The organism is Bradyrhizobium sp. ARR65, assembly GCF_000472385.1.
In the GTDB taxonomy this organism is placed as follows: Bacteria; Pseudomonadota; Alphaproteobacteria; order Rhizobiales; family Xanthobacteraceae; genus Bradyrhizobium.
Window position 1 is genome coordinate 1 of the sequence record NZ_AWZU01000076.1, and the last position, 22800, is coordinate 22800.

The window sequence follows — 22800 nt, forward strand, 5'->3', positions numbered from 1 at the left end:
CTCGACGTCAGTCGCCTGGCCGCGCTCGGCTGGCGCGCCCGCACCTCGCTGCAAGAGGGGATTGCGCTCGCCTATCGGGCATATTTGAGCGAGAGCAGAGAGGCAGCGGATTAGGCCATCGAGAATTCCGTCCACCGGGTCCGCGCGAAGCGAGGACCGATGACAGGCTTAAAGAGGCATGCAGCGAAAGCTGGCCGTTTCGGACACTCTTTCCCGCTCACGTCCGGTGAGGGGAAAGAGAAAAACCCGCGGGGCCTACGTGCAGCAGGTGATCCTGTGTTTTCGGTGCGCTTCAAGCGAGCTGCTTTGAGGGAGCGGAGTTGCGCATGAACCGCTCGCTCCGACACACCGCTGAGCGTCATCTGTGGCCGGCGTCCACTTTTGAGTGGTGGCTGGGGGCCCACCGAGCAGATACGTCAGGATTAGGCGCTTTGCTATCAACTCAAAGGCAAGCTCATCCATCTATGGCGCAAGCTCAAGCGAGCTGGAAATCATTAGAGCACGGTGAACCGCTATCGGAAGCCGCAAGAGATGACTGCGTTCATTTCTAACGATATACTGGAGCATATTGGTGACGCTTTCGGAGTTTCCACACTGGTTTGCCTGCTAACACAACGGGCGATCGAGATATTGATCGAGTGCGGCAGCAACCCCGCGAATAATGAATCGGTGCTCCTCTCTCACGCGGATGATGCCCTCTTTGACGTCCACTATCTCGTCCTCGGCGAGCATTAACAAGCGCTCGGCCGAATCCAGAAAAGCAAGCGGATCAAACCCGTGGCGGGCACATATCGTCGGCACGTCAGCCTCCAAATCGCACATCAGCCGCTCGATAATTTCGGCTCGCAGGCGGTCTTCGTTGCTGAGACGATGGCCCTTTGATGTCGCCAGACGACCGGCTCTGATTTGACGGCTGTAGGAACCCGTTGCAATTTCGTTCTGGACGTAGCCCTCGCCGAGGCGGCCGATGGCCGAAGGGCCCAAACCGATCACGGTTTTACAAGTGTCCGCGGAGTAACCGAGGGAATTACGCCGCAGACGACCGGCTTCTTGTGCCAGCGCGAGCTCGTCCTCCGGTAAAGCGAAATGATCAAGCCCGATTTTGCGATAACCGGCCGCAACCAGAGTTTCGGCCATCGCCGCGGCCTGTTCCGCGCGGGCCGCGACGTCCGGCAGCGCCGCTTCGTCAATCAGGCGCTGATTTTTCGCCAAGAAAGGAACATGGGCGTAACCAAAAACCGCGAGACGGCCAGGGCGCATCGCCACTGCCCTGGCCGCACTTTCAACGCAAGATTGCACCGTCTGGTTTGGGAGACCAAACAGGAGGTCGAAATTAATATTGGCTATTCCACGTTGCCGCAGAATTTCGACAGCCGCGACCGTCTGCGTCTCACTCTGGACCCGGTTTATGGCTCTCTGGACAGTGCGGTCGAAAGTCTGAACTCCGAGGCTCGCGCGATTCACGCCGGCCGTTGTCAAAGCGTCGGCCATCTCGACGGTGAACGTGCGCGGGTCGATTTCGATCGCGACGCTAGCCGCATTCCCGAATGCGAACAGGCTGCGCAGGAGTTCCATAAGATCCGTGAACTCGGCGGGCTTCATAAGGGTCGGCGTTCCGCCCCCGAAGTGTATGTCATTGACAGGAAGTCCTTCGGGCGCTAGCTCCGCGACCAAACGGATCTCCTCACGCAGCACCGCCAGGAAATTTAGAATTGGCGCATCCCGGCGCGTCATAGTCCTCGGGAAGCCGCAATACGAACAGATAGACCGGCAGAACGGAACGTGGAGATAGAGCGATACCGGCTCGTCAGGCGGCAGATGGCCCAGCCATTTCTCACAAGCCGTGGCTCCGACCGCGGCGGAGAAATGGGATACTGCTGGATAGATGGTGTACCAAGGCAGGCGGGCATCGTAATATTTTTTCAGGAGTGAGGTCCGCAACGGTCAGTGTCCCATGCTTATTTCACCCTCAGCTTGGCCGCTGGGTCCTCCTGCGTCGTTGCGCTAAGTCAATCGGTCCGCTTCACGTGCCCATGTGCGGTAGGCTGACTGCATCAACAACTGATGGCTCATTGATCAACAGGCGAGGGGCTTTGGACCAGACACTTGGCCATTTGAGAAATCGATTGTTTGGATCGAAACTATTTACTCTGTGGAAATGACTGCCCCCTCGTCCGGTGCTCAGGTCCCGTTGCCGGATCCGGCCATCACGACGAAATCCAACGTCCGCACGGCTCATCTCGCGATCTTTCACCGGAAAGACGAGTATTCACCAGACAAATTAGGCTAGAGACGTGCGTTCGCGACGAGATTCGCGTATGCACGCCGTCCTTAGCATAGTCTCCAGGATTCAAATCTCGATGGAAGATATTCGCCACGAGCCTCCCCGGGTTGCGGATCAAACGCGGGTTCTATGAGCCGTTCTAAGACAATACGATTCGCTAGCAGAGCGACGAAGCGAAAATCTCCGCCAGCGCGTAATGCGATGTCCTCTTCCTCTCCCCTGGGCATGATGGCTCTCCATTTGCTCGAACAGTGGAAAAAGTCGGGCCGTAAAGGGATCGTGTTCCTCGCCGAAAACGAGAATAGGGCCGAGCGGTTGGGAGCCGTCCTTCATGCTCTTGACCCGCTATGCGATGTGCTGGTTTTTCCAAGACTGAATACTCTGCCGTTCGATCAGATGGAGCCATCACGCGAAATCGCTGGCAGACGCAGCTCGGTCCTGAGGCGGCTCGCCAACCCTGAAAAGCCGGTCCTGCTCATCTCCACGGTCGAGGCCGTCATGGAGCGCCTACCAGCGCCCGCGAGTTGGGCTCGCGCAGTCCTGCGCCTCAAGCGAGGCGCTAAGTTTTCTGAGCAGGAACTCCAAGCCCGCCTCGATGCCTTGGGTTACGACCTTGATGACGAGGCGGTCTACCCGGGCGATGCCCTATTTCACGGAAACACATTCGAGATTTTTCCCGCTGGGGCACTCGGGCCGTTCAGAGTAGAGCATTCCGATCAGGTGATACGTCGGATCGTGGCATTCGATCCGTTACAACATCGCGACATTTGCGAAGCAAAGGAGCTTGTCGTCGATCCGATCTCGGAGCGGCTGAATTTCCGGAGTAAGCGCGGAAGACGCTCGACTCTGTTCGACTACTGTGGCCGGGCCAAGTGGATCGCGGATGCGGGGGTGTCTGCCCACGCTGATAACTGGCTTAGCACAATCGAAGAGGCCGGCGGCGGCACTGACAGAGAACGCGAATATATCGGCCGACGCGAATGGAAGCTGGCGACCAGGCATATGAGCGTTCTGGCTCAAACGTCGCGGTTTGGCGGTACGCCTGAATTTTCGAAGCTCGTATCACCGAAAAAGGCGCTGCGTGCATTCGTCAATGAGAAGCGGCGCGCCGGTTCGCGACTGGTTTTCGTTGCGGCCCAGGAGGATGATCTGCGCGTGATGGAGCGGATGAGCGGCATCAAGGCAGAGCGCTGTGCGAATTGGAGGGACGCGACGGCCGGACGTAAGCGTGAATCAGCGGTTCTGGCCGATTTCGATGCAGGTTTTGTCGTACCGGGCCGAAAACAGGCGATCGTTGTGACTGCTTGCGATGTGCTCGGCAGCAGGGCTCATCATCCTCAGCCCATGGCAAGAGTCTGGAATGCCGCATTCAACCATCCAGACATACCGGAACTGGGCGCCGTGGTTGTTCATCTGCAGCGCGGGGTGGCCTTGCTGGGTGGACTGCAGATTGTGGCTACGGGGGAGGTGTCGTCACGCGAAATGATCAGGCTTAAATTCGCTGGAGACGACGCCGTTCTCGTGCCGCCCGCCGATCTTGCCCTGATCTGGCCTTATGCATCGGAGCTCGGCCAGCTGACCTTGGACAAGGCAGATGGAAGTACATGGTGGGCTCGGCGCAGCCAGGTGGAACAGGAAATCCAAACCGCCGGCAAGCGGCTATCTAAGCACATCAGCCAGCGCCGTCGCCGGCGGGCTCCGAAATTTGTACCACCGGGTCCCATCTACGAGAGATTCGTCGCGCGCTTTCCGTATTTTGCTACGGTCGACCAAGCCAAAGCCATTCGGGAGGTCCTGGAAGATCTCGCGTCTGGCCACCCAATGGACAGGGTCATTTGCGGCGATGTGGGCTTCGGGAAGACTGAGGTGGCTTTGCGGGCGGCGGCCGCTGTGGTGCTGTCAGGTAAGCAGGTGGCGATCGCAGTCCCGACAACCGTCTTGGCAAGACAGCACCTTGCGACTTTCCGCAAACGTTTTTCTCCGTTCGGCATTGAGGTGGGTAGCCTGTCGCGCGCTGCTTCGGCCTCAGAGACAAGGGGAGCGAAGCAGGCTCTAAAGAGCGGAAGGTTGAAACTCGTGGTCGGAACACATGCGCTCGCGTCCAAAGACGTGAAGTTCGCCGACCTTGGGTTGATCATCATAGACGAGGAACAACATTTTGGAGCGGCAGAGAAGGCGAAACTTTCCGAACTCGCCAGAGGCATTCATAGCCTTTGGATGAGCGCCACGCCGATTCCGCGGACACTTGCGACAGGTCTCGCGGGCTTTCGAGATCTGAGCGTCATTGCCTCTCCGCCAGTGCATCGGCTTCCCGTGGTCACCAAGATCGCGCCGCTGTCAGACGCTGCCATTGCCGCAGCATTGCTGCGCGAACAGAGGCGTCATGGACAGAGCTTCTTGATCTGTCCGCGAATTCAGGATCTCGAGCCGATGCTGGCGCGAGTTCGATCCGCAGCGCCCGATCTTCGTATCGTGTCTCTACACGGCAAGTTATCCGTGGACGAAATAGACGATCGCATGATGACCTTCGTTGAAGGTGCCGCGGACGTTCTGCTCGCAACCAACATCGTGGAGAGCGGACTGGATATCCCGCGGGCAAATACGATCGTGGTCTGTTGGCCCGAAAGGTTCGGTCTTGCGCAACTTCATCAACTCAGGGGGAGGGTGGGACGCAGCGGCATACGCGCATATGCATATTTGCTGACCGATTCGGATTCAGAGCGATCTCAGAAGCGGCTGGCAATTCTGGAGGAGTTTAGCAGACCCGGTGCCGGTTTTGCGATAAGTGCGCGTGACTTAGACCTTAGAGGAGCGGGAGATCTGCTTTCGGAGCGGCAGTCCGGCCATGTACAGGTGTTCGGACCCGTACTCTACAGCCATCTTTTGAAATTGGCCACGGAGGGCAAGGAGAGAACAGCCGAGCTATGGGTCCCCGAGCTGAATCTGCCGATCGCCGACATGCTGCCGGCGAGCTACGTGCAATCGGAGGCGGTCCGACTGGAAATCTACGCTCGAGCGGCGAGGTGCCGAGACGAGGATGAATTGGACGAGCTAGAGGAGGAAACCCTGCGCCGGTTCGGAACGTTGCCGGCCCCAGCGCTCGATTTCTTTGCGGCGGCAAGGCTCAGGATCGATTGCAGGCGAAGAGGCATCATAAGACTGAATGTCGGGCCGGAGGCGGTGGCTGCGACATTCCTCCCGGGACGACTGAGAAGGTCAAAGGCGCGAGCGCTGCAACGCGACGGCGATCGGGTCGTCTACATCAGCAGAACGCGCCAAGCACCCTTTACACAGATTGAACAATTCTTCGAAGCCTTGGACGACTGACGGGCAGGTCGGTTAGGGGCGCACCAAGGCGACCTTGCCGGCCCTCAACAAAACAGGACAGCGAGTTTATTTGTGTCTTCGCGAGCTCGCTCTCTTCAGAAGTGTCGGCGCTGGGGGCTGGACGTGTGGCCCGGTCCCTGATCGGAAAGCTCTGCTCTTGAATAAACATACCACGCGCATCTAGAGATTAGCATGCAAATTACTTAAGCGCTCCAGCCCCTGCTCAATGAGAGATATTGGAAGATAGCTGAAACACAGGCGCACGTGACGGCCACTTCGTGGGCCATAGTTGCGACCATTTATAAGGTGCACGTCGTACTCGCGGCTCGCAGCTTCAATAAACCTCTCGGGATCCGTACCCGCGGTAAGCCGTATCCAGAACGAGAAGCCCCCGCTTGGCCGAGTATATTCCGGCTCGCAAATCCGGCTGCGCTGCAGTAACAAATGTACGCTGTCTCGCTTCGCTCGGTAGTGCTCGCGCAAGCGTGTTATGTGCGCGTCAAAAGCGGTCGATTGCAACAACCCCAAAACGATATTGCTTAGAACCGGACTTACGCCGCCGTCGCGTTTGAGGTGCGCAAGCTTGTTGATGATGTCCGGCTCCGCAAGCACCCAGCCTACCCGTAGCCCCGGTCCCGCAACCTTTGAGATGCTATGGACATTGACCACGTTGTTGCCTGGCGCCAGCCAATGCACTGGACCGTTATAGGGTAGCTCAGCATAGACAAGATCCTGCACCAAGAGCGCGCCGCTGCGGGCTAGAAGTGCCGCCAATTTCGCCACGTGGTCGCACGACATCTGGCGCCCGGTTGGATTATGAAATGCCGGCATCGCGTAGAAAAGCTTCACCCGGGCATTGGTCCGCAGCATTGCTTCGACTTCGTTCAGATCCACTCCCTCCGCGGACAGACCTAGCTGGACCACGGTTGCACCCGCGATCGAAAACGTACGTAGTGCGCCCAAGTAGGAGGGGTCCTCCGTCAGGACCACGTCACCGGGGTCAATCCAGCCATCGGCAAGCAACTGTAAAGCCTGTGAAGCACCACCCGTAAGCATAACTTGGTTATGCCGCACACCGTACCTCAGTGCGAGCTTTGTACGAAGTTCGGGCAAACCAGCCGCATCCGTATACTGCGGCAGATCGGTCGAAGCGACACCTGTACGTCCGTCAAACGCGCCTGGCCACGGCAGTTCTGCAAACGTCAGCGGGTCGGCCAGCGCGTGCCCGAAATTGATGCCATGCTTCGCACTTGAGGAGTTGAACAGTGCAAAGCCTTGAGCGACAGCGCTGCGCTTTGAGATGCGCGAATTCATGGCTTCGTCATTCGGATCTTGATGATTGCCAAATCTGTTCTTTGCAAAAGCGCTTGTTGTACTCCGCGGCAAAGTGTGCGGGTATTGGCGCGCTGAAACGGGGAAAGTCCACCGACGTCTTTGGCTGGGCTGCTAGGGCTGATGGCTGAAGGGACGGCCGCCACGCAACGCCAAAGTAGTGCTGGCCGTAGCCCATCGCTAGCTCAGGTACTACGGGATAGAGTAGGCTCAGGAACAGCGAGATGTGCGCAGCATTCCACGTCCAACCGTCTGGATGTGCAAAGCGACCTAGCTCGAAGTACCTGTCGATAATGTCAAGTGCATCCCAAAAACGCAGTGCGGTGATCGCATCGGCGTAATCTTCAGCCAAGCCGCGAAAATTCGGGGAGAGTTCGGTGCTCTCTTCTGTGCGTGCGTTTTCTGCATACCGGCGTAACGCATCTTCCCACACCCGAAGGCGCGAGGCTGCCGAGACGAGCCCGTCGAGATCAAAATCGTTTGCGTCAGTTCCAAACGGCTTGGCCACTCGCGCCAGTGCATAACGGAGTACGTTTGGCCCCACCTCGCGCGCCACTTCATCGGCCCAAAGAGCATGATCACGACTGGTGGAAAACTTTTCGCCTTCCAGCTTGTAGAAATCCTGGACGGAGTGATTTTTGGGAATTGGATAGCCGCGCGCGAGCAGAGCGCCGGCCACACCTAGCGTGTAATAGAAGCGGTTATCTTGCCCCATGAAGAAAAGAAGCTCGGTGTTCTGGTCGTGTAAGGTCGCGTTTGCGTCCAGACCGGCGCGGGCGCATTGCTCGCGAATTCCGGTATCGAAGCACCAGAGGCCCTCAAACCATGTAAGCAGCGTTTGGCCTTTCAGAGAGTGAGGCTGTTTTACCTCCACACCGTGCCTGAAATGGCGGGTCATCGGCAAGCCGCGCACTTTCCGGTGTAGCCAAGCGCGCGCCTTGGCGCGTATCGGCTCTGGCCATGTGCTTTCGCCAATGGCTTCGTCCAGTGGGCGAGCGAGACGTGGCATGTCGAACACGGCCTGCGTGATGGGTCTTAGTACAAGATTACGGCCACAAGTGACGTGCCGTGCGTCGAGGAGGGTGTCGTGCTGAAGAGCCAGCCCGCAGTTCTCACACAGATTGCTGTCGCAAGGCGATGCGCAAGCCGGGCAACGGCCAGTTGCGAGCGAGTCTGTCACGAACTCATCGCAATGTTCGCAATACAGTTGGACGCCATTCCGTACGTCGACGTAGCCGGCCCCTTGCAGCTCGCGGAATATCGCTCGCGCATTCTCTTTGTGAATCTCGCTAGATGTGCGCACGAACACATCAGGAGTAATTTGCACGGCGCGCAAACACTGTAAGATCTGGTGAACGTATTGTTCTGCGACTTCGCTAAAGGATCGGCCGAGCTTTCGCGCCGTTTCGAGCGTGTATGTGCCGTGCTCGTCTGAGCCAGTGATGTAGTAGGCCCGATGGCCGTTCATGCGTTGAAAGCGGACGAAAATATCAGCGAGTAAATACACGCCGCCGATGTGACCCAGATGTAGTTTGCCGTTCGGGCAAGGCGGCGCGGGACAGACAAAATAAGTGCGCACGTCAATCCCACCAAATCGAGATAAATTTCAGAGCGCTGTCTTGGCTGATATTGCGGATAGTGTGCGTCTGATGTGGCGCCATGTAACACAAGGTCGTTTCGCTGACCTCACGGACCTGACCGTCAACTTCGAATTCTCCACGACCAGAGGTAAGCAGCCAAAGTTCGTGCTCCTGATGATCGTGCGGGTCGACCGCATCCCCTGGAGCGAGCTCCACGACTGAGGCGCCAAATGCTGGGCTGAGACCCTCCGGGAGATGCTCCAAAAGGCGCCAGACCAGAACGCCGTATTCGGTTCGCATCAGAGAATGATCGGCCTGCTTGGTGTACACGTTTGTCTTCCTGACACGTGGCTATCAGTCGCGATAGAATATACCGTTGGGAACCTTTAGGTTTTCAAGGTCCGCCACCGCTTCCTCTGGTGGGTTGTAGGCGCGCTTCATGCGGTTGTATTCGTTGCGTGTCGGACCTCCAGTGGATGCGCGCTGGAACACCAAGTGAATCGCGCGACGCGACCGATTGCTCTTATTTGGCAGTGAGTAGTGGGGCGCATAGTCGTCGAAAATGAAAAGATCGCCAGCCTTCAATTGCACCGGCTCCCATGTGAAGGTCTCGGCGACCTCTGGGTGGATCACGCCGCCGGCATCCATCGGAAACACCCCTTCCTTATGGCGAGCTGGCGTGAAGAAAAGCCCGCCGTTACCCGGGTCAGAGTCGTCCACGGCAATGGATGCAATTGCGTGCACCATGCGTTCGGGTATCTTGTGTGGGATATGATAGATGTCCTGATGGGGGCGGTATCCGCCGCTGTCCGGATATTTGAAGATCAGAAGTTCCTTCAACATCCGTGTCTTCTCATTTAAGAGTGTCTCGACCGCTGTACGAATGCGGCCATCGGCCAGGAGCGCCTCCCGTAGAGGGGCATGATAGTCTAAGAAGTTCTCGGCCTTGGAGATGATCTTGCGGCTGTCACTCGTCTTCTCGAACCACAACATCCACTTGTCGGAGCTTACATCCCAACGTGCGACTTCCTCGACGAAACGAGAAATCTTGTCGCGCGTGGCAGAATCGAAGAACTGTTCCAATCGAAGATAACCATCCTTGTTCCATTTCGATTGTTGTGCTTCAGTCAGCATGTGAGCTCCTTCGTAAGATGAGACGGATCAGCTGTGCTCTACCCGAGGCGGCTTGCTAGGACGGCGTTGAGAGCGGTCGCGCTCAATAGGCTAAGCAACATCACGTCAGGCCCGAATCCTCGGACCAACTGCCCTCCGACTATGGGAAAGCCGAAGAGCCCGAGGAAGTATGCGAGCGTAAAGATCTGCGAGGTCGTGGGCATGGAGACGCCGTGCTCTCCGGCAAGATTGACGGCTATCGTGTTCAAGGTTGAATAACTTAAGCCATAGCCGGCGGCAAAGAGGGCGGTGGCTGCGATATAGAGTGAGGTGCTGCCATCATTGAGAAGGAACAACACCAGAGACGCAGCGGTCAGTAGGATGAGCGTGAGTGCCAGTCGCTGTAACGGCAGGCTGCCCATGAGGTGAGCGACCGAGAAGCGTAGGGCCACGCTCGTCGCAGTAAAAACGAGAAAGAACAGATCGGAATTCAAGTGACGTGATGCGGAATATGCGCTCTGATATGTGGACAACCCCGCGAATAGGCAAGCTGAAATCGCGATCATGGCGATGGGGAGTGCTGTGCACTTCTGAAGCAGTGTCGTAGTCGCGGCCAGTGTAATTTCGATATCTGGCATCGGCACTGCCGCTAGCCTCGACATCGCGCGTCTTGTAACGTCCACGCAGGCGGCTGCGATCACGCACGCAATCGCGAGCACCACATAAATCGTGGCCAGCGAACCAGTGTAGTTTGCAAGCAAGTGACCAACTGGAGCCGCCAGGCCGAGCCCAGCCATCTGTGATCCGGACAAGACAGTCAAATACTGAATACGTGCTGAGGGCCGTAGGTGGCGGATGATCTGCAGTGGTGCCAGAATGAAGAACACTGACCAAGCAGCGCCCACCAATAGTCCTCCACCGTACGCCGCGCGCTTATCGAGGGCAGCGCCGGCAAAGGCGAGCATGGCTAGGGCCATAAGTAGCGAGGCGACCGTCACCGTCGGTAATAGGCCTATCCGCTTTGCCAGCCAACCTGCCAAGCAACAGGAAACGAGAGTGGCAGCCATGCCGCTTGAAATAATAAGACCCGCGGCTCGACTATCCGTTCCGAGCGCATGCATGTAGTCCGGCAATAGAAAGCTAGTGCCGTAAGCTGCTGCAATGACAATGGATGCAATCAAAAATGGTGCAAAGGCGCGGTAGTCGAGCGTGGCTGAAAGCTGGTCGGCAGCTTTAGCCGTCCCCTCCGCAATCCGGCCCCGCAGCGGTGAGATCGAGCCGCTGTTCATATGCTTCCCAACACGTGTCGGCTTGATGGCATCGCGACCACACCGGCATCTCGTTCAGACGTGTTCGAAGGTATGGAAACCTCAATCATCTGCCTGTCGGATGTATTTAAATAGAACGGTCGGCCGAGGAGGCTATTAATAATCAGGCTGTTGCGGTACGCGACCAAAGATAGATTGGCGCTCTGCAATCCATGCTGCACGCGGCTTTGATTTTGCAGATATATTGGTCCTGGCATGTGCCGACTGAAGCGGACTGCGTAATCCGGGCCGAGTACGGGCAGGCCGTCTTCCATACACGCGCCCTCGAGGAGGGCCTGCAAGAAGGGCGGCGTACGTGGCTGGAAACCTGTAGCAAGCACTATACGATCGACGAGGACGCAGCTATTTCGCTGCGTTGCGATCTCATTTAGATCTACTCGCCAGCGCTTGTCGTGGGACGTCACGTGTTTTACGACTACGCTGGACAACACACGAAAACGATCGGCAAGCGTGCCATCCACGCTGCGTTCGTACAGCATTTCATAAAGGCGGTTGCACAAATCGACAGAAATACCATCGCTCGTAAGCATCTCGCCCTCGACTATATCCCGGCGTTGCTGAAGCGGTAGAGCGTGAAAGCGGCGGCTATAGGCGGGCGTGTAAGCCTCATTCACGAAGCTGTTGTCGTCGATGGCAAACAAGTTCGAACGCGACGTTGCCCACGTGATCTGGGTGGATACAGAACGAGTAAGAATGTCCTCGATAATCTCAGCGCCGCTCTGACCACCTCCCACCACGAGCACATGCTCGTCCGCAAACGGTGGCTGCCGCTCGAGATAGTCGGCCGCGTGGTAGACGGTGTCACATAGCAAAGAGCTGGCACAGGCGGGGATCTTGGGCTCTACGCCAACGCCGACAACAACAGCGCGCGTCAAGTACGTGGTTGTATTCGTGCTGATGCGGTAGCCGTGCCTAAAGGGAACAACATCCTTGACTTCCTCGGAGAAGCGGAGCGTGTTGAGTCGCCCTGCGACCCACCGGTAATACTCAATGAATTCCTGCCGGGACGTTGAAGCATTACGCTTGTTGACAAAGCTGTAGAGCCGACCATGCAGTGCCAAATAGTTGAGGAATGAATATGGGCTAGTAGGATCGACCAGCGTCACGCAATCCTTGAGCGGCGACACTTGTAGGCGACTGTTCGGCAGCGCAAGGCCTGGATGCCAGAAAAATGCGTCTCGCTTCTCCAGGAAGAGTGCGCGGAGCGGAGTAGGTTCAATAAGCGCTGCGAGGCTAAGGTTAAATGGGCCGATCCCAATCCCGATGACATCCAGCATGTCCGCAGAAGCCTCTTTGAGCTCGTGTAAGTTCTGGTTGTTGGCGCTCGTGTAAATTCTGCTCGGGTCCGGGTGCGTCGCTTTATTACGTTGTGTGACTTGGGATGGGGCAGCGGCTTGGGTTGTAGCCACGGGATGGGTGTGTTCGTTGACTTGCGCATCCGCAATGGACGCGTCTTGCAAGCCGTCTGTTGAAACCGCGAACAGTCTCATTGTGGGGTGGGGAAGGATGGTCGCAGCCGGAGTGTTCACGCTCTGCGCGTCGCGAAGCAAAAACGGCGTCTGGTACTACTAACTTCAGTGGGGGCAAGCCTCATCGGTAACTCCTGGGCCATGGGCGCGGCTTCCGGTGGTCTCTCTGCTCATCAGCAATCGCCGTGCCAAACTATGAAATCTCGACTGCGCCTCGTTGGACGGGAAGAACGTGCCCACCTACAGCTTTTCGTGCGGAACTGCGCTGGCAGCTCCTGTTGGAGTTACGCCATTGAGGCGGTAATCGGACATACACATCCGGAATACCCAGCCGGACGGATCCATGGCTAAGAAACGAACGCACTGTGAAGGCTCATCTACCCTGACAGTGCTCAAAGCTTCATGATCTTTCCACGGATTGTCAGCCCTTCAGGCCTCGCAGACCGCTCCTCTGTTGTCGCGCCAGGAGAGGGCGTCACCCTATGCGGGGCTGCAGAGATCTTCGGCTCTCCGCAACCTTGGCAGTTTCTCAGGCAGTGGCGGTGGACAGTTCCGCTTTGGCCGATTGCGCTGGCCTCGTTTGGGCTTAGCCAAGAGGCCGGTGAGCGTAAGCAACAACCCGTCTATTCAAGCCAAGCGCGAGGAGTTTCTGGTGACGGAGTCTTGCCGGCGCGCGCCCGTACGGGCGATCTTCTGACTGGCTAACGTGCGGCACACACCGGCTTTTGCGCTTCAAAAATGAACAATTTATGAGAGACCGGTCGTTCAGCTGGTGCTCAAACGTGAGTAGCAAGTAGCCTCAAATCCTGTCCTGTTAAAAACCTCCGGCCGCAGCGCGCGACCGGAGGCTTGCCGACGCGGTCAGCGCGCGTTAGTTGCGCTTGCCGGCGAGCGGTGCGCCGGTCGCCGAATCCTCAACTAGCCCCTTATGCGGGGCAATTCCGGTGGTGCCGGATCCACCTTTGATGCCCTTGGTCGGTTTGATACCGACCTTTTTGTCCGCTGCTGGCGGCTGAACGGCCAAATCCTCCTCATCATCGATTATGGTGCCCGGCAGGCTCTTGCCTTGCACGCCGCTGCGAGCCTCGGAGTCGGTCGCTAGCCCTTGCGCGAGCACGGGGCTCGCAACCAAAGCGGAAAGGGCGAATGCGATCACAGAGGTCTTCACTAAGTTCATCATGTCTCCTGAGTTGTTCGCGACGGAGCGGGCAGGCTTTTCCTGCGCCATTCGCCTCCCCCGATTTGCCCGCATCGCGCTAATGCGGCGAACGGCGCGACCAGCATGGAAGGTGATTCGTGTGGTGATCGTTGAGAGATTCTGAGGCGATTTCGCGGACTTGTCTTCCTATTGGCGACTGCATTGAACATCTGGGCGGAGTAGTTTCGCTTTCAGTCTTGAACTGGCCTGTAAAAGGCACGAGGGTCTCCATCAGATGACTTTGCTTGGCCGACGGACTTGCGAGCTGCTTCGTTTAGGCGTCGTCGTGCTTAGCTCGTCTTGAAGCCATCGGCTTCGCCTTGGCGGCAAAATGCGATCGAGCTTGCGGCCCGCGATCGGGTGATCAATAGGATAAATAGCTTGCGCGCGGGTTTATGCGACCAGCGCCCGGGAGGTATAACGGGCGATTTCGCGCGCCTCGAGCCAGAATGCGAGAATCGGTGCCGCTTTCGTGTCCAGACGCTTGAACAGCATATAGCGGTGGGCCGCTCTGGCAAAAACTTATCAATCCGGCGCAACTTCGTCCGCCGTAATGAATTATTTTGACTGTCCAGGTACTCAGGTTTTTAACGAAGGTCCAAGTGAAGGAAAACGGGGTGTGTATTCGGCTCTTGCAGGAACTTTCATTTTGTTAAGCTTAGTGATTTTGACGGCGCACGCCATAGATGCGTTTCGCTTAGATGAGTGACCCAGAGCAAAGGGCCGGTTGACATCCGTACCCCGTGGCTGACTGCAGGTGATGAGCTTGTCAATCGGCCGCTAACGCAGAGCGGCTTTCCCTTGAAGACACAACCTTTTGCCGTGGCAGCATTGTATAGGCAGCTTGCGCATCCATCCTACACGTAAATGGTTTGGATCTGTCGAGGGCTGCCCCTCGTACGCATGAGCGATGCTCGCTCGTCGCTCTTTGAGGAGGGGCCGCAATGGCCTATTACTAGAGGTGTTCCGGCAGCTAATTAGGCGAAACAAGCCGCCGGCAAGTACAAGCCGCTGGCTATCGCTGGTGGCCGAGGCCGATCCCGAGCTTCAAAGCTTTCTGCCTCAACGAGCCTTCTGTTCTCTTCATCTGTTTGGCGATTTTCGGCACCGGCGTTCTTGCTCTCGAATGCTGCTTTAGCAATTTGACGTCAGCGACGGTGTAGGGCTTGGGTTTCGATCCGTTCTTTTTCGCCTTAGCCACTTTCTCCTCCTTGAGCTGAGATTATCTCCTTAGCACGCAAGACTGGGGCTTCAAGAGATCATTTTGACACTTTTCCGTTTCTCCTGGTTGGAAGCCGCGGCTTCGATCCCAGCGCAGCTCACAGTCGCAGGAAGCACGCGAGCCGAAGCGGGCAGGCTGGATAGTGAGCCTGAGCCTTCTCAGTGCTGCTTACGTGGTTGCACTATCACCACGCATTCTCAAACCAATAGGCGAGTTTACTCATCGGTACCGAAGGACTGCGCTTACACAACCGCTGCAAATGCTGGAAATTCAGTCTGGAGCGCTCTGTTGAAAGCTGCAGGGCTTTAAAAATCAAAGATAGTCGCCGAGCCGCAGTCCTCAAGACTCGATTGCTGCCGGAGAGTTGACCGAAGCAGCAGCAGTTCAATCCGAGTGTGTTCCGGGTATCAAATGCGTTTAGCGACAATTTCCTGGATGTCCCAAAGTCTTACGCAGTTCAGAGGATCTACGTTTCACGCGCGTTAGGACGCGGACTTCGTTAAGGCGAAGCCATAGCCTGATTGACGCCAGTTGAATGAAAGCGATGCAGTTGTCGGTGTGCCTCCGCCGGGGTCTCAATGCCAGCCGTACCGTAAGACCGTTGCTATCGACCACCGCATGAATTTTACTCGTCAAGCCGCGGCCTGACCTTTCCTATCGATTGGCGCTGGTTCCTTGTGATACAGGCTCCATGCTGATGCACGCGGACAGTCGAGGTGTCGATCATCTGGACAGCGGCATCATGGCCAGCCGCAAGTGCGTCTATGATGCGGCCCCAGAGACCAGCTTGCCGCCAGCGTACGAGGCGGTTGTAGCATGTGGCGTACGGACCAAACGTCTCGGGCAGATCACGCCAGGGTGCTCCGGAGCGCAAGACCCAGAAAATGCCATTGAGGACACGCCGGTCGTTCACCCCGAGGAACGCCACGGGGCTTGTTCGGCAGCATCGGCTCGATGGCAGCCCATTTATAATCGGCGAGTTCGTAGCGCATGATTCGGGCCGCCAGTTTGGGAGTTTGAATCACAGAAGGTCGGCCAATCGCAACGCTCTCGGGTGTCCAACTCGGGTTCGGCGGTTACGGGCAGAGGCGAACATCAACCCAACAACAACCAACGCCGAATCCGTCGAAAATGACCATAGCCTGCCTCAGGACGGCTTTCTGGCAGAAAATAAGATCGCTTGGAGCGGTATGGTGGCCGGGTCGTTTCCGAACTCACTGCGGTACGCCTGCACGAGAGCGGCAACGATTTGTTCCGCTTCGAAGCCACCACGCTGCTGGATCTGATCGATCAGCGGAGAGCCATAGACCTGCCCACGGGCGAGAGCGGTCAAATCGGCGTCGCGCTTTTGCAAACGGATTACCTCGGCACGGATGTCGGCGAAGCCAGCATCGATCAGCGAGTCCTTGATTAGTTCGAAGCGATAGCCGAAAGGAACTGTCATGAATTGCGGAGGGTCAGCCGGAAAAAAGCGTTCCGCCACCTCATGCGCTATCCGGCCAAACGTATTGTATCGATGCGAATCCCAAACGCTGAAAAGATAACGGCCCCCGGGAACAAGAATGCGAACGGCATCGCGGTAGGATTTGTCCTTGTCGGGAAAGAACGCAACACCGAACTGGCATACGAGCACATCGAAGCTGTTATCAGCGAACGGGAGCGCTGTAGCGTCAGCACGTTGAAATTTGACCAACTCCTCGGGTCGAAATTTCGTTCGTGCGATCTCCAACATCGGTGAATTGAGGTCGGTCACTGTCAGCTCTACACCAACAGGCAGCAAATTTCGAAGTTCACGCGAAACGATCCCGGTGCCTGCGGCAATCTCCAGCACTCGTCGAGGTCCACAAGCGGCCGCGCGCAGAGAAATGTCCACGGCATAATCCGCGAAAAGCAGCGGCCCCAAGTTTCGCTCGTAGTGCTCGGGTATGCTGCCAACGTATGCTGATGAATCGTCTGGCATGAAAATCCTATCTGCCACACACGAGCTTAAGTTTGCAACAGTACAACTTGAAAACGCATCGATCAGCGCGAAGCGGACATTTATGAGTACGCACCCTAATTCGGCGCCGCCTTGCCGAGAGCTTTGTTCGCCAGCGCAATAGAACGGCATGAGCTGCGGCGGTTAAAGTAGGATAAATGCAGAAAGTCAGGGATGCAGATTCCGCCCGGGCCGGGCGCTATAAGCCAGTCATGCTTCACTTCGGACAAGCATCGGCCTTTTGCAGACTAGGAACGACGGTCCAAGCAAGGCGCCTAGTCACCCACTGTGGGCAGAGAGGCAGCGGCGCGCACCGCCGCACCAATCGCCTTCGTCCGAGCCGCTACAGGCTTTTGAGTCGCCGGGCAACTGACCGTCAATTCCCGTCCAGCGTTCAGTTAGCGTGAAACGCGCGGTTCAAGGGCTTGAATCGCACGTAACGTCACATTGTACGTACCAAGCCAACAAGCACACCTGCCAGGACCAGCTAGAATGACACGATCCTGTCTCGCTACCATCCTATGTTCCGCTATCGGCTTGATAGTGATGAGCGGGATTGCACTTGCGGACATCATTGCACGCTATGATTGCACCCCCACAGTCGCGGCTAGTCAAGAGCCGATAGGTGATCGGAAGGATCACGACATCGTCAGCTTTGAATATACCTGTCGCGGTGTAGAGGGCCTATTGAAGGATGGCGTGCTTACAGCAGTCGTGGTCAGTGAATGGGATGATCTAAAGGGAACGTACTTGGCTTCTGTCGACACGCATCGGGCACCGGGCGGCTTTGCGGTCGGGCAGCTAGTAGAGGGCACCGCCTCAATTCTCATGGATGAAGGCAAAGCTGTCGGCGTCGAAGCCTCAGGCAAGACAGTCTTCAAATTCGCATCAGGCACGCTGGCGGCTATCGCAGGTAGGACGGCCAAATTCAAAACGAAGCCCGGTGGTTTCGGGAAATTCCAGCTTGAGTTCACAGATTAGCCTGAAGCGGCTCAGGGTTAAGTAACCTCTGCTCAGGAACGCCTCGCACTGGTATCAATGCGCGTTCGACCTTTCCCGTGCCTGAATGATCAAGGGTACGGCGTCCACAATGGCAGCTGGAGATGGCCGCGCCGACACGTCCTCCAAAAGCGTGTGCGGGTGGTCGAAAACTTAGATGCGCAGACAAGAAGCTTTGCGACCGGGGCGGTCGCGTGGACTCGGGCCATGCACGTCTCAAGGTATTCGAGTAGACGGGCGGGCGGCTCCAGACCCGGTGCCACGACGGGCTAGGCGCACCTCACTCTCGAGCGTTTCTCAAGGAAATTTGAGCGATTGTCGTCAGCTGATCCAAACCGATAACCCCGCTGTTGGACCTGCACGATACATCGGACTGCATGGGTTGCGAACCGAAGCGAGGTCCGTTTTGCCATCCTAGATTCTTTTTCTGCGGGGGCAGGGGAGCTGTTGCCCCCAAGCTGACGATTCATTTCTCGATGGCGGCCCTCGATGGGGCGCCGGCTGTAGATCAGCAAGACCTTCGCCTGAATCTCGTCTCGACCGTCCGACAGACGCTCTAATTTTCCGAGTTGCCGTCATATCGAACGCCGGCCGAGTGTGACTTGCCAACAGCCGGCTAGCTACGAAGTCAATTGCGTACACATTATTCCAGAAGAAAGGTTCCGCCCAGCTATGAAGACGCTTGAAATGCTAGGGACCGACATTCGCAAAGCGTTGGGGCACGGCATCAGTTTTTCCGGAGGTCCGATAAGTGATCCGACTCCTCTCCTGTTTGCCGAGGAAGCCGACCTTTTGAGAAACGTCTCGCTACCTCGACGGCGTGAGTTCGCCTGGGGACGCCATCACGCTCACGAGGCGTTGCGGGGTCTGGGCGTCCCTCCTGTTCCGATTTTGTCACGAGTAGATCGAGTGCCCCTTTGGCCTTCCGACGTCGTCGGAAGCATTTCCCATTCTTCATCTCATTCCGCCGCTGTTGTCGGACGCTCCGATGACGTACTCGCTCTAGGATTGGACATCGAAGATGAAGAAGCGCTCGGAGCCGACCTTCTGCGGATCATATGTACAGCTGAGGAAATGGAACGTGGAGAGTGGTGCAGCAACCGCCTCGGTTCGAAGTTGATTCTCGTGATCAAGGAGGCTGTATACAAATCATATGCGTCCACAACGGGGAAACTCCTAGGCTTTCAGGATCTCAATGTGACGATGGATGACCATACCGGCGTGTTCAAGGCCGAGATTGGGAATTCGGAGAAACTCATGAATTGCGGTAGCCGATCTATAAATGGGATCTATCTGTCGTTTGCTGGGGGAATTCTTGCGATAGCTGCTCGTTTTCGCGGCGAGTAACGCTGGAGCGTCCCGTCGGAAGCCGCCCGCCAAATGCAAGGCGAGTCTGTGTTCAGATTACGCGTGAGTGCGAAGCGTCGATAACCGTTTTGATGTGTGTTGCGGTCGGGGCCGGACTAGGTCGTTCATCGACCGGACCGCGCCTTATATCTCTTACTGTTGCGCGTGACTGAGGGGCTGTCCGACGTAAGCAGCTTGCCCATCTGTGAGAGCGCGAGGAGCTATGCGGGATTTTGGGCAGATGAGCTGATCAGCAGCGCTCTGGAGTGAACGCGGCCGACTTCCTGCAGAGCCTGAAAAAGGCCCGACGCACTTATGGTGGGGGAGCAGTGCGTCGGGCCGCAACCGGGGGGTTGCGGGCATCCGCACGTCGGACCGTTTCGTGCCGATGCCTAAGACGGTCTCCTGCAAATGTTACGCCACGCGAACACTCTACTTTAGCTGTCTTGTCGGTCGCCTCACAGACGGAACGGTAGCCCAGGATTGAAATGGTGTCGCAATTCTCACAAGGTCGATGTGAGCTTGTCCGCTATCAAACACGTTCTCATCATGCGCTTGCCAAGGGCGCTTTAGGTCGGCGGACTGGAGCAAGAACAGCATGGACCAACCCCAGCGCTGGAGAGAGTAGGTGGTTTCCCGCCACATCTATTCCATCCTCGCCAACCGCAAGCGGGAGCTCGGCATCGCGTTCGAATCAGGTCGCCGGCTCGGCCACGAATTGGCCTTCGTCCACGGCATCGACCAGCATGAGGCCGCGCGGGGATGCGCGAACCAGATCGTATCATCCGTTTGAAGACCGTCCTCGCTAGGACCGGGATGTCCCGGTCCACCATCTACCGCAAGATCGCCGAAGGCACCTTCCCGGCTCAACTCAAAATCAGCGTCAACGGCACCGGGTGGCATGAATCCGACATCAATCGCTGGATCGCCGATCCCGCTCCATGGCGTCCAAAATGCGAACTAGATGAGGTCCAGTGACGTCGGTGGTTGTACCATTTCCTCGCACGGGTCCTCCGGGCCTCCACACTCATCGCTTTAGATCGCCACCGAAATCGCTTGACTTACCGGCGCGTCCCTATCCGCTTAGGCTGCGACACTCTCACTGGCCAAAATCAGCAAATCCGCTGGAACATGGAAACGCTCGCGCAAGCGCTTTACCATCGTCATGCTCAATTCGCGCTTGCCCGAGAAGACCTCGCTGACACGATTCGCCGTGCCCAGAAGCGGCACAAGATCGGCGCGCGTCAAATCATGTTGCTCCATCAGATAGGTCAGCAAATCGGGCAACGGCGGCGCTTTTCGCGGCCACCGCGTGCGTTCATATGCCTCGATCAGGCGAGCCTGCGCCACCATGCGCGCGCGGTCGTCAGCCTCCCTCGATCGCATCAGCTTGCTGACAAGCGCCTTGGCCGCCACATGATCGGCCTCATTCTGGATAATGATCAAAGTCGCCTTCATCACACCGCCTCCGCATTCACCTTATCATAATCTTCATGACTGCCGAAAAAGCGGATTATCAACACACCGTCGCGATATTGTACCAAGGCGATCAAGCGGTAGTCGTTGGCCTTGATATTGAACACTACGCGCCCGCCTTTTAGGATGCTCGCCTTGGGATGCGAACGCTTCACGTCCTGCGGCGTGCGCCAGTCCGAAGCCTCCGCAATCGCCAGCCATGCCCGGTAGTGGGCGCGCGCCGCGTCGATACCCCGATGGCCGGAACGTAAAGGATTTCCATTTTTGGGAAGAACATGCTGGCGCTAAAACTCTGAAAGACGGCCGATGAATATCGCTGGTTCTCAACGGCGTGGGGAAACTACCTTGCGAGGTGTATGTATAGGTGTATGTAGCGAAGAAGGTGCGTGCTAGCGATCCCGATAAAAGAGGCGTTTCTTTCATTTTTGGGCGGATCTCCCTCGTAGTCGATCTGGCCTCCAGCGGTTTAACTCTGGATTTCGATCTCGCTATCAGTAGCCGCGGCGCGACAATCCTCAACAATGCTTTCGCGATCTTAGCGCCTTGGAACCCAAAACGGTCGAATGGCCGCCGCCCGCATTTATCAATGGTGTCGATGCGTTCTATTGAAAAAATCTATTTTACCGGCTGCATGGAATTGCGCATAGAAGTTGTCGCAAGGAAGCAATGGCGGCCAGCCATATGCTCCTGCGCGATGTTAGCAATTGGATTGAAGGTCCGTCGCAGGGCGAGTGATCTGCAAGTGACAGGCGAGGCGCGAGGCGCACCACTGCCTCTAAACGTCAGGTCATGTATGCCGAGACTCGCTACACGTGTGACGGACTTGCCGTCCAGCAGGCTGGCTCCGGAAGCGGGATATACGACTGCTCTAACGTGCGTGAATATAAACACGAGCAAGCGTGCTTCGCTGCACGGCCTCGACTTTATGGTCTCGCTATGAACAGAGGAAAGCGACAGAGGAGTTGATTCTGGACGGGGCTCATCTGCTCGTGGCTGCGTTAACGGCGAATGCCCTCGCCGTAAAGGATCCGTCGGTGGGCTCCTTCGCCGACGGAAGCTGGTGCGATGCCTAATAGCGTCGCTCCTCCCAGACTGACTTCAGCCCGGCCACCGAAAGGGGCCGGGCTTTTTTTGGTCTGTCGGCTATAATCATCGCCTTTAACCATAAATTTGATCTGTCTCTCATATTCCAAATGCATCGCCGCTAACGCGATCCGCATAGCGCGGATGACATCGGCACTGCCATCGGCCGGCCGAATGTGGATTTCTGGCTTATGCGCTCGGCGGGCGCTCTGCATCAATGGCAGCGCGTACGTGGGTGAGGAGGCTTTCGCCGATGTGAGGCTTGGGCAGGATGTGGCTGATGCCGGCTGCAGCGGCATCGGTGAGAAGCTTTCGGTTAGGGGAGCCTGTAATAAGGATGATCGGCGCGCCGATCTTGCGCTTTCGCAAGGCGCTAGCCAGCTCGACTCCCGTCATGTGCGGCATTCTGTAGTCGATGACGAAGCAATCGGCGCTACCGATTGCCAACCCGTTGAGCAGCGCCTCGCCGCTGCGGAATGTCCGCACTTCGAAGCCATCTGCCTCAAGTAAAAATCGCAGCGAGCGCAACACATCGGCATCGTCGTCGATGACGTAAACGAGAGGTGCTCGAATTGAGGAGGGCATCCGTCGTTCTAGGCTTGTTTGGGAGCATCAGGTTCACCAGGCGAATGTTGATAGGATAAGAAGGCCAGCGCTTTGATGTGGCTCAATCTTTAGCGCGCACGCCCTGGTCGCGGTCTCCGCCTTCAGCGCGGCGATATTTCCAGCCTCGCAGCTAGCACTACTTTGGCAGATTGTCGCTTTTCGCGCGTTTTTTAGGATTCCCGAATCAATTTTTCAATGATTCATGGGTGGTCGGCTCTCGGAGGGCTGACCATGGCGGAGTGGGAAGACGAACTCGAACGCTGGCTGAAGCCGTTTCTGGACCGACTGGGTCATAAGACCCGGCAGCGGATGTGCCCCTTGTACGTTGCGGGACTGATCGGCCCTGGCGATCGCAAGAGCGTTCAGCCGATGGCAGAACGCCTTGCAACCGGCAACTACGATCAGTTGCACCATTTCATTGCCGACGGTGTCTGGGACGCGACACCGTTGGAATCCGA

General features: G+C 57.1%; 19 protein-coding genes and 1 pseudogene. 6 read left to right on the forward strand and 14 right to left on the reverse strand.

Annotation, left to right across the window (positions count from 1 at the left end):
- Positions 1-606 precede the first annotated feature (606 nt).
- Positions 607-1941, reverse strand: a complete 1335-nt coding sequence (hemN, locus tag F758_RS0140165; RefSeq protein ID WP_024513094.1) for an oxygen-independent coproporphyrinogen III oxidase — start codon at positions 1939-1941, stop codon at positions 607-609.
- Positions 1942-2509: 568 nt separating this feature from the next.
- Here hemN and F758_RS0140170 point away from each other — a divergent pair.
- Positions 2510-5611, forward strand: a complete 3102-nt coding sequence (locus F758_RS0140170; RefSeq protein WP_024513095.1) for a DEAD/DEAH box helicase — start codon at positions 2510-2512, stop codon at positions 5609-5611.
- Between the two features lie 180 nt (positions 5612-5791).
- On the opposite strand, the gene F758_RS0140175 is transcribed toward F758_RS0140170, so the two are convergent.
- The 10 genes and pseudogenes from F758_RS0140175 to F758_RS0140220 form a co-directional block, all read right to left on the reverse strand.
- Positions 5792-6925 (reverse strand): aminotransferase-like domain-containing protein, encoded by a 1134-nt coding sequence (locus F758_RS0140175; RefSeq protein WP_024513096.1) that lies wholly within the window; start codon positions 6923-6925, stop codon positions 5792-5794.
- Between the two features lie 7 nt (positions 6926-6932).
- Positions 6933-8522 (reverse strand): class I tRNA ligase family protein, encoded by a 1590-nt coding sequence (locus tag F758_RS0140180; protein ID WP_084306069.1) that lies wholly within the window; start codon positions 8520-8522, stop codon positions 6933-6935.
- Between the two features lies 1 nt (position 8523).
- The gene (locus F758_RS45795) at positions 8524-8853 is read right to left on the reverse strand and encodes a cupin domain-containing protein (RefSeq protein WP_035724908.1); all 330 of its coding nucleotides are present in this window, start codon (positions 8851-8853) and stop codon (positions 8524-8526) included.
- A 24-nt stretch (positions 8854-8877) separates the two neighbouring features.
- Positions 8878-9657, reverse strand: coding sequence for a phytanoyl-CoA dioxygenase family protein (locus tag F758_RS0140190; protein WP_024513098.1), 780 nt, complete (start codon positions 9655-9657; stop codon positions 8878-8880).
- A 38-nt stretch (positions 9658-9695) separates the two neighbouring features.
- Positions 9696-10925, reverse strand: a complete 1230-nt coding sequence (locus F758_RS0140195; protein WP_024513099.1) for an MFS transporter — start codon at positions 10923-10925, stop codon at positions 9696-9698.
- Positions 10922-12241: a lysine N(6)-hydroxylase/L-ornithine N(5)-oxygenase family protein gene (locus F758_RS0140200; RefSeq protein ID WP_024513100.1), complete on the reverse strand. Its 1320-nt coding sequence runs from the start codon at positions 12239-12241 to the stop codon at positions 10922-10924. The genes F758_RS0140195 and F758_RS0140200 overlap by 4 nt, the downstream gene beginning before the upstream one ends.
- Positions 12242-13304: 1063 nt before the next feature.
- Positions 13305-13661: a hypothetical protein gene (locus tag F758_RS0140205; protein ID WP_245286737.1), complete on the reverse strand. Its 357-nt coding sequence runs from the start codon at positions 13659-13661 to the stop codon at positions 13305-13307.
- A 985-nt stretch (positions 13662-14646) separates the two neighbouring features.
- Positions 14647-14832, reverse strand: a complete 186-nt coding sequence (locus F758_RS48860) for a hypothetical protein (RefSeq protein ID WP_084306071.1) — start codon at positions 14830-14832, stop codon at positions 14647-14649.
- A gap of 579 nt (positions 14833-15411) precedes the next feature.
- Positions 15412-15845 (reverse strand): annotated as a pseudogene (locus tag F758_RS45800) (IS5 family transposase); the annotation flags it as partial.
- A 155-nt stretch (positions 15846-16000) separates the two neighbouring features.
- Entirely contained in the window at positions 16001-16756 is a 756-nt protein-coding gene (locus F758_RS0140220) for a class I SAM-dependent methyltransferase (RefSeq protein ID WP_245286738.1), read from the reverse strand.
- 621 nt (positions 16757-17377) lie between these two features.
- On the opposite strand from F758_RS0140220, the gene F758_RS0140225 reads away from it, so the two are divergent.
- The 4 genes from F758_RS0140225 to F758_RS0140235 all read left to right on the forward strand — a co-directional run bounded on the left by F758_RS0140225 (position 17378) and on the right by F758_RS0140235 (position 20155).
- Positions 17378-17812 (forward strand): hypothetical protein, encoded by a 435-nt coding sequence (locus F758_RS0140225; protein WP_245286739.1) that lies wholly within the window; start codon positions 17378-17380, stop codon positions 17810-17812.
- A gap of 690 nt (positions 17813-18502) precedes the next feature.
- A complete protein-coding gene (locus tag F758_RS50435; protein ID WP_157450415.1) occupies positions 18503-19177 on the forward strand; it encodes a 4'-phosphopantetheinyl transferase family protein in 675 nt (224 codons plus the stop codon).
- 628 nt (positions 19178-19805) lie between these two features.
- Positions 19806-19970, forward strand: a complete 165-nt coding sequence (locus F758_RS50440; protein WP_157450417.1) for a hypothetical protein — start codon at positions 19806-19808, stop codon at positions 19968-19970.
- On the forward strand, positions 19940-20155 hold the full coding sequence (locus F758_RS0140235; protein ID WP_024513105.1) for a helix-turn-helix transcriptional regulator: 216 nt from the start codon (positions 19940-19942) through the stop codon (positions 20153-20155). The genes F758_RS50440 and F758_RS0140235 overlap by 31 nt, the downstream gene beginning before the upstream one ends.
- A gap of 105 nt (positions 20156-20260) precedes the next feature.
- On the opposite strand, the gene F758_RS0140240 is transcribed toward F758_RS0140235, so the two are convergent.
- From F758_RS0140240 to F758_RS0140250, 3 genes are all read right to left on the reverse strand, one after another.
- Positions 20261-20593, reverse strand: a complete 333-nt coding sequence (locus F758_RS0140240) for a helix-turn-helix domain-containing protein (RefSeq protein ID WP_245286740.1) — start codon at positions 20591-20593, stop codon at positions 20261-20263.
- 41 nt (positions 20594-20634) lie between these two features.
- Complete coding sequence (locus F758_RS45805) at positions 20635-20883, reverse strand: type II toxin-antitoxin system HigB family toxin (protein WP_035724910.1); 249 nt, start codon at positions 20881-20883, stop codon at positions 20635-20637.
- A 1042-nt stretch (positions 20884-21925) separates the two neighbouring features.
- A complete protein-coding gene (locus F758_RS0140250) occupies positions 21926-22321 on the reverse strand; it encodes a response regulator (protein WP_024513107.1) in 396 nt (131 codons plus the stop codon).
- A gap of 216 nt (positions 22322-22537) precedes the next feature.
- Between F758_RS0140250 and F758_RS0140255 the strand changes: the two genes are divergently transcribed.
- A partial coding sequence (locus F758_RS0140255) for a transposase (RefSeq protein ID WP_198026691.1) occupies positions 22538-22800 on the forward strand: 263 nt, incomplete at its 3' end.

Bases quoted from the DNA above. Each gene is read 5' to 3' on its own strand.
- F758_RS0140170 (WP_024513095.1), top strand. From the start codon at position 2,510: ATGATGGCTCTCCATTTGCTCGAACAGTGGAAAAAGTCGGGCCGTAAA.
- F758_RS0140175 (WP_024513096.1), bottom strand. From the start codon at position 6,925: ATGAATTCGCGCATCTCAAAGCGCAGCGCTGTCGCTCAAGGCTTTGCA.
- F758_RS0140190 (WP_024513098.1), bottom strand. From the start codon at position 9,657: ATGCTGACTGAAGCACAACAATCGAAATGGAACAAGGATGGTTATCTT.
- F758_RS0140195 (WP_024513099.1), bottom strand. From the start codon at position 10,925: ATGAACAGCGGCTCGATCTCACCGCTGCGGGGCCGGATTGCGGAGGGG.
- F758_RS0140200 (WP_024513100.1), bottom strand. From the start codon at position 12,241: ATGCTGGATGTCATCGGGATTGGGATCGGCCCATTTAACCTTAGCCTC.
- F758_RS0140205 (WP_245286737.1), bottom strand. From the start codon at position 13,661: ATGGCGCAGGAAAAGCCTGCCCGCTCCGTCGCGAACAACTCAGGAGAC.
- F758_RS0140225 (WP_245286739.1), top strand. From the start codon at position 17,378: ATGAGCGGGATTGCACTTGCGGACATCATTGCACGCTATGATTGCACC.
- F758_RS50435 (WP_157450415.1), top strand. From the start codon at position 18,503: ATGAAGACGCTTGAAATGCTAGGGACCGACATTCGCAAAGCGTTGGGG.
- F758_RS0140235 (WP_024513105.1), top strand. From the start codon at position 19,940: ATGCGCGAACCAGATCGTATCATCCGTTTGAAGACCGTCCTCGCTAGG.
- F758_RS0140250 (WP_024513107.1), bottom strand. From the start codon at position 22,321: ATGCCCTCCTCAATTCGAGCACCTCTCGTTTACGTCATCGACGACGAT.